General features: G+C 67.6%; 14 protein-coding genes. 8 read left to right on the top strand and 6 right to left on the bottom strand.

The annotated features are described in order from the left end of the window. The first annotated feature begins 289 nt into the window (after positions 1–289). The 8 genes from PQB87_RS22355 (at position 290) to PQB87_RS22320 (ending at position 6,576) form a co-directional block, all read left to right on the top strand. Complete coding sequence (locus PQB87_RS22355) at positions 290–2,536, top strand: TonB-dependent receptor (protein WP_059686649.1); 2,247 nt, start codon at positions 290–292, stop codon at positions 2,534–2,536. Positions 2,537–2,539: 3 nt separating this feature from the next. Beyond that, positions 2,540–3,307, top strand: a complete 768-nt coding sequence (locus tag PQB87_RS22350) for a tetratricopeptide repeat protein (RefSeq protein ID WP_060066503.1) — start codon at positions 2,540–2,542, stop codon at positions 3,305–3,307. Continuing rightward, entirely contained in the window at positions 3,304–3,987 is a 684-nt protein-coding gene (locus tag PQB87_RS22345; RefSeq protein ID WP_059485426.1) for a Fe2+-dependent dioxygenase, read from the top strand. The genes PQB87_RS22350 and PQB87_RS22345 overlap by 4 nt, the downstream gene beginning before the upstream one ends. Positions 3,988–4,075: 88 nt before the next feature. Next, the gene (locus PQB87_RS22340) at positions 4,076–4,315 is read left to right on the top strand and encodes a type II toxin-antitoxin system Phd/YefM family antitoxin (RefSeq protein ID WP_011659184.1); all 240 of its coding nucleotides are present in this window, start codon (positions 4,076–4,078) and stop codon (positions 4,313–4,315) included. After that, on the top strand, positions 4,312–4,707 hold the full coding sequence (locus PQB87_RS22335; protein WP_042973908.1) for a type II toxin-antitoxin system VapC family toxin: 396 nt from the start codon (positions 4,312–4,314) through the stop codon (positions 4,705–4,707). Before PQB87_RS22340 ends, PQB87_RS22335 begins: the two co-directional genes overlap by 4 nt. Before the next feature lie 156 nt (positions 4,708–4,863). Further along, positions 4,864–5,544, top strand: coding sequence for a M15 family metallopeptidase (locus PQB87_RS22330; protein ID WP_489243835.1), 681 nt, complete (start codon positions 4,864–4,866; stop codon positions 5,542–5,544). Positions 5,545–5,647: 103 nt separating this feature from the next. Then, positions 5,648–6,232: a nucleotidyltransferase family protein gene (locus tag PQB87_RS22325; RefSeq protein ID WP_021158154.1), complete on the top strand. Its 585-nt coding sequence runs from the start codon at positions 5,648–5,650 to the stop codon at positions 6,230–6,232. Positions 6,233–6,435: 203 nt separating this feature from the next. Next, on the top strand, positions 6,436–6,576 hold the full coding sequence (locus tag PQB87_RS22320; protein ID WP_021158153.1) for a hypothetical protein: 141 nt from the start codon (positions 6,436–6,438) through the stop codon (positions 6,574–6,576). A gap of 78 nt (positions 6,577–6,654) precedes the next feature. On the opposite strand, the gene PQB87_RS22315 is transcribed toward PQB87_RS22320, so the two are convergent. From PQB87_RS22315 to PQB87_RS22290, 6 genes are all read right to left on the bottom strand, one after another. Beyond that, on the bottom strand, positions 6,655–7,413 hold the full coding sequence (locus PQB87_RS22315) for an SDR family oxidoreductase (protein ID WP_301863789.1): 759 nt from the start codon (positions 7,411–7,413) through the stop codon (positions 6,655–6,657). Continuing rightward, positions 7,410–8,957 carry an FGGY-family carbohydrate kinase gene (locus PQB87_RS22310; protein ID WP_060066513.1) on the bottom strand — a complete coding sequence of 516 codons (1,548 nt, stop codon included), beginning with the start codon at positions 8,955–8,957 and terminating at the stop codon, positions 7,410–7,412. The genes PQB87_RS22315 and PQB87_RS22310 overlap by 4 nt, the downstream gene beginning before the upstream one ends. A gap of 29 nt (positions 8,958–8,986) precedes the next feature. After that, positions 8,987–10,075, bottom strand: a complete 1,089-nt coding sequence (locus tag PQB87_RS22305; RefSeq protein WP_489243831.1) for an alcohol dehydrogenase catalytic domain-containing protein — start codon at positions 10,073–10,075, stop codon at positions 8,987–8,989. Between the two features lie 46 nt (positions 10,076–10,121). After that, positions 10,122–11,135: an ABC transporter permease gene (locus tag PQB87_RS22300; protein WP_060066519.1), complete on the bottom strand. Its 1,014-nt coding sequence runs from the start codon at positions 11,133–11,135 to the stop codon at positions 10,122–10,124. Then, positions 11,122–12,642 carry a sugar ABC transporter ATP-binding protein gene (locus PQB87_RS22295; RefSeq protein WP_489243827.1) on the bottom strand — a complete coding sequence of 507 codons (1,521 nt, stop codon included), beginning with the start codon at positions 12,640–12,642 and terminating at the stop codon, positions 11,122–11,124. The genes PQB87_RS22300 and PQB87_RS22295 overlap by 14 nt, the downstream gene beginning before the upstream one ends. Positions 12,643–12,704: 62 nt before the next feature. Continuing rightward, a complete protein-coding gene (locus PQB87_RS22290) occupies positions 12,705–13,649 on the bottom strand; it encodes a substrate-binding domain-containing protein (RefSeq protein ID WP_059686662.1) in 945 nt (314 codons plus the stop codon). Positions 13,650–13,682 lie beyond the last annotated feature (33 nt).

The raw sequence follows: 13,682 nt of genomic DNA, 5'->3' as shown, positions 1-13,682 counted from the left end.
TTTCAATGCAGTCATATTAGCATTTTGCTGTCATACCAAGTGAATCGCGACACTGCGACTCTAACCGGCCCGACAAGCCCTTCCTATCTGGTCATTCGGCCAATCTTCCCTCCGCAATGCCCCCGTCACATTCGTCAACAATTCCCTAACAAACGAGAACAAGAACGCTTCTCATTCACGATGAAATTACATAGAATGCCGCCTGAAAACAAATCGTAATAATTCCCGACGGCGTGCACATTTCCGCAGCGCACCGCCCCGGGGCCACACCGCGAGGTCGAAGCGCACCATGAAGTCACGTCCCGACGAGCTGAAGCTCGGTAAATTCACCACCCTGTGCAGCGTGCTCGCCGCCAGCCCGGCATTCGCGGCGGACGGCACGCCGCCGCCCGCCCCGGCCGGCACCGAAGGCCATCTCGCGCCGATCGAGGTACAGGGCAAGGCCGAGCACAGCTACAAGGCCGATTTCTCCGCTTCCGTGAAATTCACCGCGCCGCTCGTCGACACGCCGAAATCCGTCACCGTGATCCCGCAGGAGCTGATCCAGAACAGCGGCGCGTCGACGCTGACGGAAGCGCTGCGCACCGTGCCCGGCATCACGTTCGGCGCCGGCGAAGGCGGCAACCCGCTCGGCGACCGTCCGTTCATCCGCGGCTACGACACGCAGGGCAGCATGTTCGTCGACGGCATGCGCGACACGGGCGCCACGACACGCGAGATCTTCAATACCGAACGCATCGAGATCACCAAGGGCTCCGACGGCGCATACGGCGGCCGCGGCGGCGCGGGCGGCAGCATCAACCTGATCACGAAGGCCCCGCACCTCGGCACCACCGCCGCCGCGAGCGCGGGTCTCGGCACCGACCGCTATCGCCGCTTCACGGCCGACGGCAACTGGCAATTCGCCGATCACGCCGCGTTCCGCCTGAACCTGATGAGCCACAACAACGACGTCGCCGGCCGCGACGCCGTCAACAACGAGCGCTGGGGCGTCGCGCCGTCGATCGCGTTCGGCCTCGGCACGCCGACGCGCGTAACCGCGAGCTACTACCACCTGTCGACCGACGACATGCCCGACGGCGGCATCCCGTATTTCTATACGGCGTCGAACAAACCGGCGAACGTCGGCACGATCTATCCGGCCCCCGTCGACCGCCACAACTTCTACGGGCTGATCGACCGCGACTTCCGCAAGACCACGTCGGACATCAGCACGATCAAGATCGAGCACGACATCACGTCGGCGCTGACGATCCGCAACACCACGCGTTACACGGAATCGACGCAGGACTACATCTGGACCCAGCCGGACGACAGCCAGGGCAACGTGGTGAACGGCAAGGTCTGGCGCCGCAACAACAACCGCGACAGCTCGATCAACAGCCTGGCGAACCTGACCGAGCTGTTCGGCGAGTTCCGCACCGGCCCGTTCAAGCACAGCTTCACGACCGGCATCGAGCTGACGCGCGAATGGGGCAAGCGCGACAGCTACAACGTCGCGACCGACACCGGCAAGGTCTGCCAGAAAGGCATCGGCGCCGCATCGGGCTACAACTGCACGAGCCTGTGGTCGCCGAACCCGAACGACCCGTGGGCCGGTTCGATCACGCGCAACAACGACTACGCGCATGCACGCACCACGACGAAGTCGATCTACGGCTTCGACACGATCGAGATCACGCCGCGCTGGCAGGTCAACGCCGGCGTGCGCGTCGACGACTACTCGACCCGCTTCACCGACACCAAGGCCAACGGCGGCAAAACCTATACGCGCGACGACACGCTCGTGAACTGGCAGGCCGGCCTCGTGTTCAAGCCCGCGCAGAACGGCAGCATCTACGCGTCGTATGCGACGTCGTCGACGCCGGCCGGCATGCTGCTCGGCGAAGGCAGCGAAACGCAGTCGCTCACGCCGGGCCGCGGCGGTGTCGGCCCGAACGCCGATCAACTGTCTCCCGAGAAGAACCGCAGCATCGAGCTCGGCACCAAGTGGAACGTGCTGAACGACAAGCTGTCACTCACCGCCGCGCTGTTCCAGATCGATACGACGAACGCACGCGTGACGCTGCCGAACAACCAGTACGCGATGGTCGGCAACAAGCGCGTGCAGGGTCTCGAACTCGGCGTCGCCGGGCAGATCACGAAGCAGTGGCAGGTGTTCGGCGGCTACACGTACATGAAGAGCGCGCTGCGCGACAACGGCAAGGACGCGGCGAACAACGGCAACCGCTTCCCGAACACGCCGAAGCACAGCCTCACGATGTGGTCGAACTACGACGTGACGCCGAAGTTCACGGTCGGCGGCGGCGCGTTCTACATGTCGGAAGTGTTCGGCGATCCCGCGAACCTGCGAGCGGTGCCGTCGTACTGGCGCTTCGACGCGATGGCGCAGTACCGGATCAACAAGAAGCTCGACCTGCAGCTGAACGTGAACAACCTGTTCAACCGCACCTACTTCGACCAGGCATACCCGGCGCACTACGCGTCGATCGCCCCGGGCCGCTCGGCGTTCGTCACGCTGAACGCGCGCTACTGATCGATGGAGGCCGTGTCGCTGAAGGCGCTCGCGTCGGTATCGCCGCGCGAGTTCGCCGACATCCTGGCCGGGCCGCCCGAGCGCGCCGCCGCGTGGGTCGCGGCGGCGGCCGACAACGGCATCGTCGATGCGCAGGCTGTCTACGGGCAGTACCTGCTCGACGGGCATGGCGTCGCGCGCGACCCGGCGGCCGCGTTCAACTGGTTCCGGCATGCGGCGCGGGCCGGCCACGCGATGGCGATGAACATGCTCGGCCGCTGCTACGAGTTCGGCTGGGGCACGGCCGCGTGCGCGCCGGTCGCCGTGTACTGGTACCGGCTCGCCGCGCAGGCAGGGCTCGACTGGGGCATGTACAACTACGCGACGGCACTCGCGCTCGGCAACGGCGTCGACGAGAACCGCGCCGACGCGCTCGACTGGTTCCGCCGCGCGGCCGCGCTCGGCCACGCGAAATCGATCAACCTGATCGGCGGCTTCTACGAGGACGGCTGGGTCGTACCGGCCGACCCCGACGCCGCGTTCGACCACTATCGCCGCGCCGCCGTCGCCGGCGACTTCCGCGGCCAGTTCAACTATGCGCGGCTGCTTGCCGAGCGCGGGCGCATCGACGAAGCGCTCGGCTGGCTCGCGCGCGTGCCGGCCACCGCTACCCCCGCGTTCGTCGCGAAGATGCGCGCGTATCTCGCGTCGTCGCCGATCGACGCGTTTCGTGCGGCGGCGCTGCAGTTGCAACCCCAGCCGCAGCCGCACGTTATGGAATCCGCAACATGATGCTTCATATCCCCGGCGTGTTGACCAAGGCGCAGGTCGCGCAATGCCGCGACCACCTCGATGCGGCCGAATGGGTCGACGGTAACGCGACGTCCGGCACGCAGTCGGCGCTCGCGAAACGCAACCGCCAATTGCCGGAAGGCTCGCCTGCCGCGCGTGCGGTGGGCGACGCGATCCAGGACGCGCTCGCGCGCCACCCGCTGTTCTTTTCGGCGGCGCTGCCGCTCAAGGTGTTTCCGCCGCTGTTCAATCGCTACGAAGGCGGCGAGACGTTCGGCACGCACGTCGACAACGCGATCCGGCTGCTGCGCGGCACGGATTTCCGCGTGCGCAGCGACCTGTCGGCGACGCTGTTTCTCGAGGAACCCGATGCGTACGACGGCGGCGAGCTGTGTGTCGAGGATACGTACGGCACCCATCGCGCGAAGCTGCCGGCAGGCGATCTCGTGCTGTATCCGGCGTCGAGCCTGCATCAGGTGACGCCCGTCACGCGCGGCGAGCGCGTGGCTTCGTTCTTCTGGATCCAGAGCATGGTGCGCGACGACGGCGACCGCACGCTGCTGTTCCAGCTCGATACGCAGATTCAGGCGCTGTCCGCCGAGAAAGGCGCGAAGGACCCGATGGTCATTGCGTTGACGGGGATTTATCACAACCTGTTGAGGAAGTGGGCGGATGCGTAACGCGAACGGGTAACGCTGCCCCCCGGCGCTTGCGCTGCGTCGGACTCCATGACTAAAATGACCATCGTCAAATGACCATGCTCATATCATGATGCCGCACGCTCCCGTATCGAAATCCGAATTCAAGGCTCGCGCACTCGAATACTTCCGGCTCGTCGAGGCGTCGGGCGAAAGCCTGATCGTCACCGATCACGGCAAGCCGACGCTCGAGATCCGGCCGTATCACGCACGCGAAGCTCAGCCGTTGGACATATTGCGCGGTTCGGTCATGCGCTATGACAATCCTCTCGATCCGATTGCGGAAGATGATTGGGAGGCGTCGCGGTGATCGTGCTGGATACACATGCATTGGTATGGTGGGTGGCGGGCGACCCGTCGCTCAGCAGGAAGGCGAGAAGCGCGATCGATCGCGCCCGGAGCGAAGGCGCGCTCGCCGCGTCCGCGATCTCCGCGTGGGAGATTGCGATGCTGGTGCGCAACGACCGCCTCGCACTGACGATGGAGGTCGAAGCATGGCTCGCCACCGTCGCGCAGATCGACGGGATGCGCTTCGTGCCCGTCGACGCCGACATCGCCGCGAAATCCACCAACCTCCCCGGCACGTTCCACAAGGATCCGGCCGATCGCATGATCGTTGCGACCGCTCGACGGCTCGGCGTGCCGCTCGTCACGCGCGACGAAAAAATCCGCGCTTACGCGCACGTCAAGACGCTCTGGTGAGCGTCGCCTGCCCGCGATCCAAACCGCCGCGCATCCTTTGCCGGACTCTGGCATATTGGCGAATCGTCTGACAAAAACGACCTCGGCCGGCCAGCCTCGGCGCCGGCTCATGGCCCGCAACCGTCATCGCGTCATTGCGCCATTTCGTCCGCTATCGTGATATCGCTCTCCGATCCGGTTGTCCGCTCGATCGCCCTGCTGGAGTCGCACGAAGGGTTTGTCGATCTCGCCGGTTTTCATGACCGCATCGCCGTCGATCCCGGCCGCGACGACACCGCACACTCGAGCCGGCATTTCCTGAAAGTGCGTCACGGTGTGGCGCAACGGCTGATCGCCGCCGCGCACGCGCTGCCCGACGGCCTGCGCCTGTACGTCAAGGAAGGCTATCGTCCGCTGGCGCTGCAACGCCACTACTTCACCCGGCATCTCGCGCACCTGCGCCGGACGCTGAACCCGCTGCCGGACGAAGACACATTGGTCGCGCTGACGAGCCACTACGTCGCGCCGCCGGAAGTCGCCGCCCATCCGACGGGCGCGGCCGTCGACCTGACACTGATCTCGACGGATGGCGTCGAGCTCGACATGGGCTGCGTGCTCGACGCAACCGACCGGGAATCATCCGGCGCGTGTTATACGCACAACCCGTTCATCAGCCGGGCTGCCGCCCGCCACCGCCAGGTGCTGATCGCCGCGTTGACGGGCGCCGGCTTCACCAATTACCCGTCGGAATGGTGGCATTGGTCATTCGGCGACCGCTATTGGGCCGTCATGCACAACCAGCCGCACGCAATTTACGGTCCCGTCGAGGAAAGCACGCTCGACGAAGCCGCGCGCTGACGTTCTGTCCGACGAAACGAACCCGCCCCGGTAACATCCTCACTTGTCGATCCTTGCCCGCTCCCGCACAATCGCAGCACCTGCATCACTCTCCCCCGCGCCGATGTCCTATGCGTCACTCGCCACCGGCGTCCTCCTCGCCGGCGGCCTCGGTCAACGCTTCGACCCGAGCGGCCTGCACAGCAAGCTGCTCGCGCTGCTTCCCGACGGCACGCCGGTTGCGGTCGCGGCCGCCCGCCGTCTCGCGGCGGCCACGGCCGACGTGATCGCCGTCGTGCGTCCCGGTGCCGAAAAACTCGCGATGCTGCTGAACGAAGCCGGCTGCCATGTCGTCTACGCACCCGACGCGGTGCGCGGCATGGGTGCGAGCCTCGCGGCCGGCGTACGTGCGACACCCGACGCGAACGGCTGGCTCGTCGCGCTCGGCGACATGCCGTGGATCGCGGCGTCCACCTACGAAAGCGTCACACGCGCACTCGACGCCGACGACGCGTCGATCGTCGCACCCGCGCATCGCGGCGCGCGCGGCCATCCGGTCGGTTTCGCCGCGCACCACTTCGATGCGCTCGCCGCCCTCGACGGCGACACCGGCGCCCGCGCGCTGTTCGCCAGTGCACCGGTCAGGCTGCTGGACGTCGACGATCCGGGCATCGTGCGCGACGTCGATACGCCCGCGGATTTGCGCTGACGCCGATCCCGCCCCGCACGCGGAGCGGCGCATGGCCCGCTCCGGCGCAGCAGGCGTCGGCACGAAAACCGCGCCTGCGCGGATTGCACCGACGACCGGCGCCCCACCGCGACAATCCCGCTGCAAATGCACGTCCGATTGCCTATAACGGAGACGAGGCGCCCCCGCCGCGCCACCGCCGTCACGCACTGCGCGAGTTCTCCATGACCGATCACACGACCCCGACGCCCGAGCCACCGGCCGACCCGAACCGCGACCCGGAAGACGACCCGCTGTCGTCGCCGCCCGGCCATCACGACAACCCGCAGCAACCGGACGGACCGCCGAGCAAGGACCCGGTCTAGCCGCCGGGCGGCCGCGCCGGGCATTCTCCGTGCATTCGCCACGGGTTCCGGTCATGCGGCGCCCGCGCATGACGCTGGCTAACGCGCGGTATACCCGCCGTCGATCGGCAGCGATACGCCGCTGACCATCGATGCCGCATCGCTCAGCAGGAACAGGATCGGCTCGACGACCTCGTCCGGCTCCGCGAATCGCCCGAGCGGAATCGCGGCCAGCATCGGCGCACGCTTTTCAGGTTCGCTCCACGCGAACTGCGCCATCGGCGTGAGGGTGACCGTCGGGTTCACACTGTTCACACGAATGCCGTGCGGCCCGAGTTCGATGCACAGCACGCGCGTGATCGCGTCCATCGCCGCCTTCGACGCGCAATAACCCAGATGCGCGGGCAGGCCGATGAGCGCGGCCTGGCTCGATACGTTGACGATGCTGCCCCTTGCCTGCGCTGCGCCACGTCCGTCGCGCGCGATCATCTTCCGCGCAACGGCCCGTGCGACGAGCGCCGCGCCGCGCGCGTTGACCGCCATCACGCGATCGAAATGCGCGGCGCTCACGTCGAGCGCCGATTCGAGCGACGCGATCCCCGCGCAATTCACGAGGCCGTCGAACGCGTCGTGCGCGGCGAGCGCCGCATCGATCGCATGCTCGTCGCCACCGACATCGACGCGCAACGTCTCGCACGCAGCCTCGCCGGCCAGCGCGTCGAGTGCGGCCATGTCGCGCCCCGCCGCGACGACCCGCGCGCCCGCCCGCGCCAGCGCGACCGCGCACGCGCGCCCGATCCCGCTCGACGCACCCGTGACGAGCACCCGCGAACCGCCGAAATCGAATCGACTTTTCATGATGGCGTGTGCAACCCGTGCATGATCGGTTCGAGCGCCGGATACAGCGCCGTATAGAGCGCAAAGCGCGCCGTATAGGCTGCCGCGCGTTCGGCATCGGGCCGCGCGCGCTCGACGAGCGTGACCCATCCGCCTTGTGCATCCTCGTGCGACACGAGCCCCACCCCGACTCCCGCGAGCAGGGCCGCCCCCATCGCGGCTTCGACGTCCTGCTCGATCGTCCACACCGGGAAGCCCGTCACGTCCGCGATGATCTGCATCCACAGCGCCGAATGCGCGGCCCCGCCCACGACGATCAGCCGGTCGTCGAGCGCGGCCGCGCCGCGTCGGCCGGCCTCGATGTTGTGCCGCAACGCGAACGCGACGCCTTCGAGCACCGCGCGATACAGGTGCGCGCGCGTGTGCGCGAGACTCAGCCCGACGAATGCGCCGCTCGCCTTCGCGTCCCACACCGGGCTGCGTTCGCCCATCAGGTACGGCAGGAACAGCACGCCATCGGCGCCAGGCGGCACGCTTTCGGCCGCCTCCTCGAGCAACACGTGCGGATCGCCGTGCGGCAGCAGGCGTGCCGCATCGATCTCCGCGTGACAGAACTGGTCGCGAAACCACGCGACCGACGCGCCTGCCGTGATCGCGCCGCCGAACACGTACAGGTCGCGCTGCCCGTCGAACACGTGCGGCATGCTGACGAGCCCGTGCCGCGCATCGACGTGCCGGCTCACGTAACCCCAGCACATGCTGGTGCCGATCATCGCGACATGCTGCCCCGCGCGCGTCGCGCCGGCCGCGAAGGTCGCGACGGCCGCATCGACACCGCCCGCGACGACGGGCGTGCCGGCCGGCAGCCCGAGCGGCTCCGTCCATTGCGACAGCAGGCCGCCGACGACGTCCGTCGATTCGACGAGCCGCTCGGGCATCATCGTCGCCGGGATGCCGAGCATGTCGAGCGCATCGTCGGACCATTCGCGGCGCGCGACGTCGTACACGCCGCCGATATTGCCGGCCGAGCTGTGATCGACCGCGACCTCGCCGGTCAGCAGGTAGATCACGTAGGCGTTCGGCGGCAGGAAGTAGCGCACGTTCGCCCACACGTCCGGCCGCTGGTCGCGCAGCCACAGCATCTTCGTGAAGCCGTAATAGCTGTCGACGCCGTTGCCCGTGATCACGCGCAACCGCTCGACGTTCACGTTCGCATTGATCCAGTCGACTTCAGCGGTCGCGCGCCGGTCCATCCAGATCAGGCACGGATGGACCGGCCGCATGTCGCTGTCGACCGGAACGCCCGAGCCGCCGTACAGGCTGCCCACGCACACCGCGCGGATCGCGTCGGCCGGCACACCCTGCGCGCGCGCATCGCTCACGCAGCCGGCGATGCATTCGAGCACGGCGTCGAACCACACCTGCGGCCATTGCTCGGCCCACAGCGGGCGCGGCGTATCGGGCTGGTAGCCGGCCGAGCGCCGCGCGACGATCGTGCCGTGCCGGTCGACGAGCAGCGCCTTGGTGCTCTGCGTGCCGATGTCCACGCCTATGACGTATTCCATGATGTCTCCGGTGAGGCGCACGCCGGCCGTCAGCGGGCCGGCTTCAGCAGCACCTTGATCGATTCGGGCGATTTCGCGACGCGGATCGCGTCGTCCCACTCCTCGAGCGCGAAATCGTGCGTGACGATGCCTTTCGACGTGACGAGCCCGCGCGCGAGCAGGTCGATCGCGACCGGGTAGCAGTATGGCCCCAGGTGCGCGCCGCGCACGTCGAGCTCCTTGCGGTCGCCGATGATCGACCAGTCGACGGTCGCATCCTCGCCGAACACGCTGAACTCGACGAAGCGGCCGAGCTTGCGGATCAGGTCGAGCCCCTGGCTCACGCCGACCGGCGCGCCGGTCGTCTCGATGTAGACGTCGCAGCCGTAGCCGTCGGTGAGCGACCGGACGATCGCGCGCGCATCGTCGCGCGCCGGGTTGATCGTCACGTCGGCGCCGTACTCGCGCGCGAGTTCGAGCCGCTCGTCGATCAGGTCGATCACGACAAGTTTCTTCGGCGTCTTCAGGTGCGCGACCTGCGTCATCATCAGCCCGAGCGGGCCCGCTCCGGCGATCACGACCACATCGTCGAGCTGCAGGTCGCCGCGGTTCACCGTATGGATCGCGCACGACAGCGGCTCGATGATCGCGGCGTCTTCGAGCGACACGCCGAGCGGAATCTTGTGGACGATCGCGGTGGGCGGAATGCGCATGTATTCGGCCATCCCGCCGTCGGCCACCTCGCGCTGGAAGCCGAAGATGTTGTGCACTTCGCACATCCAGTACTGGCCCGACCGGCAATAACGACACTTGCCGCACGGCACGATCTGCTCGGCGATCACGCGGTCGCCCACCGTCACGCCGAAGTGCTCGGCCGCGCCGTCGCCGAGCGCTTCGACGTGGCCGAAAAATTCGTGGCCGGGAATCACGGGCGCCTTGACCCACGGGTTCGGGCCGCCCCAGAACATCTTCGCGCCCGTATAGCACTTGCAGTCGCTTGCGCAGATGCCGCACGCGGCGATGCGGATCACGAGTTCGTTCGTGCCGGGGCGCGGCTTCGCGACCTGTTCGACGCGGTAGTCCTCGGGGCCGTGGCAAACGACCGCGGTCATCCGCGGCGGGGCTTCGGGTGTCGTCATGAGTTGTCTCTTTCGTTGATGATTCGGATGTCTGATCGATCGCACGTTACCGCGACCGTTCGCGGCTGATGTAGATCGCGAGCAGGATGATTCCGCCCTTGATCACGTTCTGCACATACGGGTTCACGCCGATCATGTTCAGCCCGTTGTTGAGCACGCCGAGCAGCAGCGCGCCGACCAGCGTGCCGAGGATCGCGCCGCGCCCGCCCGAGATCGACGTGCCGCCCATCACGACGGCCGCGATCGCGTCGAGCTCGAAGCCCACGCCCGCGTTCGGCTGCCCGCTCATCAGCCGCCCGGTCAGCACGATCGCGGCGAGCGCCGACGTGAGCCCGGCGAGCGTGTAGACGATCAGCTTCACGCGCGCCACGCGCACGCCGGTGAGCCGCGTCGCCTGCTCGTTGCCGCCGATCGCATATACGTAGCGGCCGAACGGCATCCGGTCGAGCAGCAGCCACGCGATTGCATAGACCACCAGCATGATCAGTACCGGCGCCTGGATGCCGAACACCTTGCCGCTGCCGAAGAACGCGACCCAGTCGGGCAACCCGTCGATCGGATAGCCGCCCGTGTAGATCAGTGCCAGGCCGCGCGCGATGCCCATCGTCGCGAGCGTGACGATGATCGGCGGCATCCCCGCGAACGCGACGAACAGGCCGTTCAGGAAGCCGAACCCGAGGCCGACCGCGATGCCGATCGCGAGCGCGGCCACCGCGTTCACGCCGGCCACCATCAGCCCGGCCGCGAGCGTGCCCGACAGCGCCATCACCGAGCCGACCGACAGGTCGATCCCGCCGGTCAGGATCACGCAGGTCATGCCCACCGCGATGATCGCGTTGATCGACACCTGGCGCAGCACGTTCTCCAGGTTCGCGGCGGACAGGAAGCTCGGGCTCGCGATCATCATCGCGATGCACACGACGATCAGGCCGACGAGCGGATAGAACAGCGTCGAGCGTCGCAACTGCGCCCACATCGCGCGCGGCGGCGGTGCGTCGCCGTTTCCGGCGGCAGCCGCGAGGGTCGGGGAAGACGTGGAAGAAGAATCAGGCAGGTTCATGGGTCGCTCCTCGCGTGCCGGCCGTGGCATAGGTCATGACCGTGTCGGGATCGATCTCGTCGCCTTCGAGCGTCGCCTCGATGCGCCCCTGCCGGAACACGGCGACGCGATCGCACATGCCGACGATCTCCGGCAGCTCGGACGAGATCATGATGATGGCGTAGCCGCGCGCGGTGAGTTCGCGCATCAGCCCGTAGATTTCGGCTTTCGCACCGACGTCGATGCCGCGCGTCGGCTCGTCGAAGATCAGCACCGACGTGTGATGGTTGAGCCAGCGCGCGATCACGACCTTCTGCTGGTTGCCGCCGGACAGCGTCGCGACCTCGGTATGGATCGACGGCGCCTTCACGCCGACGCGCCGCATCACGTCGTGCGTCGCGCGCGCCTCGCCGCGGCGGTCGATCAGCCAGCGCATCGACCGGTACTTGCCGAGGTTGTTCAGCGAGATGTTGTCGCGAATCGAGAACGACGTGACGAGCCCTTCCGTCTTGCGGCTTTCCGGCAGGATGCCGATGCCCGCGCGCAACGCGTCGGCCGGATCGGCGAGCGTCGCCGCCGCGCCGCGCACGCGCACGTCCTTGCGATGCGCACGCGTCGCGCCGATCACCGCGAGCGCGGTTTCGGTACGGCCCGAGCCGACCAGCCCGGCGAAGCCGAGAATCTCGCCCGCATGCAGCGCGAAGCGGTTCACGGGGCCGTCGCGCTCGATCTGCAGCGCATCGACCTCCAGTACCCGCGGCGCATCCGCCGCGCGCGCCGGCTTCGGCGGGAAACTGCTCTCGATCCGCCGCCCGACCATCATCCGCACCAACTGCTCGACGTCGGTGCTCGCGACGTCGGTCGTCGCAACGTACTGGCCGTCGCGCAGCACCGTGATGCGGTCGCACACCGCGAAGATTTCCTCGAGATGATGCGAGATGAAGATCATCGCGACGCCCTGCCGCTTCAGCTCGCGCATGATCGCGAACAGGTGCCCGGCCTCGGCCGGCGTGAGCGTGGCGGTCGGTTCGTCGAGGATCAGGATGCGCGCGTCGAGCGACAGCGCCTTGCCGATCTCGACGAACTGCTGCTGCGCGACCGACAGCGCACGGATCGGCGCATCGAGATCGATCGCGACGCCGAGCCGCGCGAAGATGCCGGCCGCCGCGCGACGCATCCGCTTGCGGTCGCGTGCGCCCCAGCGGTTGCGCAGCTCGCGGCCGAGGAACAGGTTGTCGACGGCATCGAGATGCGGGATCAGGCTGAATTCCTGGAACACGATGCCGACACCCGCCGCGACCGCGTCGCGATAGTCCGCGAAACGACGCAGCGCGCCGTCGATCTCGATCGTGCCGGTATCGGGCCGATGAATGCCGCACAGGATCTTCATCAGCGTCGACTTGCCCGCGCCGTTCTCGCCGAGCAGCGCGTGAATCTCGCCGCGTGCGATCTCGAGATGAATGCCGGACAGCGCCTTCACGCCCGGAAAGCTTTTCGCGATGTCGCTGAGCCGGAGTATCGTGTCCATCGGTTTCTCCGTACGAAGGGCGCCGGCCGTGCCGCCGCCCTTCGGGTCGCATTGCACGTCGTTCACCAGCTGAAGCCCTTCGCGTTGCCGCGGTCGACCACCTTCACGTCGACCGGGATCGCCTTCGGCACCGTCGCGCCCCACTTGCGCGCAATCGCGATGCCGAGCGCGATACGCACCTGGTCGGCCGGGAACTGCGCGGTCGTCTCGATGAACTTCGAATTCGGCTTCTGGATCGCGGCGATCGCCTCGGGCGCGCCGTCGACGCTCGTCAGCTTGATGTCCTTGCCCGAGCTCTCGATCGCGGCGAGCGCGCCCATCGCGCCGCCGTCGTTCACGCTGAAGACGCCCTTCAGCTTCGGGTGCGCGGAGATCAGGTTCTCGGTCACCGACAGCGCGGTCGCGCGCTCCTGCTTGCCGTTCTGCGTGTCGACCAGCTTCACGTTCGGGTATTTCGCAAGCCCCGCCTTGCAGCCGCGCACGCGTTCGAGAATCGGCACGACCGGAATTCCGTCGAGGATCGCCACCTCGCCGCTGCCGCCGATCGCTTTCGCGAGGTAGTCGCACGACATCACGCCCGCGTCGTAGTTCTTCGAGCCGACGAACGAATCGACCGGGCCGTTCGCGTTCGCATCGACGGCCACGACCACCGCGCCGGCCTTCTTCGCCTGCGTGATCGCCGACTGGATGCCGGTCGAATCGGTCGGGTTCACGAGCAGGATGTCGATCTTCTTCTGCAGCATGTCCTCGACGTCGCTCACCTGCTTGCTGACGTCGTGATGCGCGTCGGTGACGACGACCTGCGCGCCGATCGACGCGGCCGCGTCGTTCAGCGCCTTCTGCATCGTCACGAAATACGGGTTGTTCAGCTCCTGGAACGTCATGCCGATCCGCAGCGGTGCGGCCTGCACGGCGGCGGCGGGCAGCCAGGCCGCGGCGGCGAGCGCGGCAACCGCCGCCAGGCGGGCGGCGCGACGGGGGGATGAGGCGGGCGATGCAGGCGTCATGACGGTGTCTCCGGTTGTATAAGGCTTTTTCGT

It is taken from the genome of Burkholderia sp. KL41 (assembly GCF_057005415.2).
Note: the sequence above shows the minus strand (reverse complement) of the source record. Positions and strands in the feature narration are given on the sequence as shown.

Excerpts from the sequence above, each read along its gene's own strand:
- PQB87_RS22355 (WP_059686649.1), top strand. The coding sequence starts at position 290 with ATGAAGTCACGTCCCGACGAGCTGAAGCTCGGTAAATTCACCACCCTG.
- PQB87_RS22350 (WP_060066503.1), top strand. The coding sequence starts at position 2,540 with ATGGAGGCCGTGTCGCTGAAGGCGCTCGCGTCGGTATCGCCGCGCGAG.
- PQB87_RS22345 (WP_059485426.1), top strand. The coding sequence starts at position 3,304 with ATGATGCTTCATATCCCCGGCGTGTTGACCAAGGCGCAGGTCGCGCAA.
- PQB87_RS22340 (WP_011659184.1), top strand. The coding sequence starts at position 4,076 with ATGATGCCGCACGCTCCCGTATCGAAATCCGAATTCAAGGCTCGCGCA.
- PQB87_RS22325 (WP_021158154.1), top strand. The coding sequence starts at position 5,648 with ATGTCCTATGCGTCACTCGCCACCGGCGTCCTCCTCGCCGGCGGCCTC.
- PQB87_RS22320 (WP_021158153.1), top strand. The coding sequence starts at position 6,436 with ATGACCGATCACACGACCCCGACGCCCGAGCCACCGGCCGACCCGAAC.
- PQB87_RS22315 (WP_301863789.1), bottom strand. The coding sequence starts at position 7,413 with ATGAAAAGTCGATTCGATTTCGGCGGTTCGCGGGTGCTCGTCACGGGT.
- PQB87_RS22310 (WP_060066513.1), bottom strand. The coding sequence starts at position 8,957 with ATGGAATACGTCATAGGCGTGGACATCGGCACGCAGAGCACCAAGGCG.
- PQB87_RS22305 (WP_489243831.1), bottom strand. The coding sequence starts at position 10,075 with ATGACGACACCCGAAGCCCCGCCGCGGATGACCGCGGTCGTTTGCCAC.
- PQB87_RS22300 (WP_060066519.1), bottom strand. The coding sequence starts at position 11,135 with ATGAACCTGCCTGATTCTTCTTCCACGTCTTCCCCGACCCTCGCGGCT.
- PQB87_RS22295 (WP_489243827.1), bottom strand. The coding sequence starts at position 12,642 with ATGGACACGATACTCCGGCTCAGCGACATCGCGAAAAGCTTTCCGGGC.
- PQB87_RS22290 (WP_059686662.1), bottom strand. The coding sequence starts at position 13,649 with ATGACGCCTGCATCGCCCGCCTCATCCCCCCGTCGCGCCGCCCGCCTG.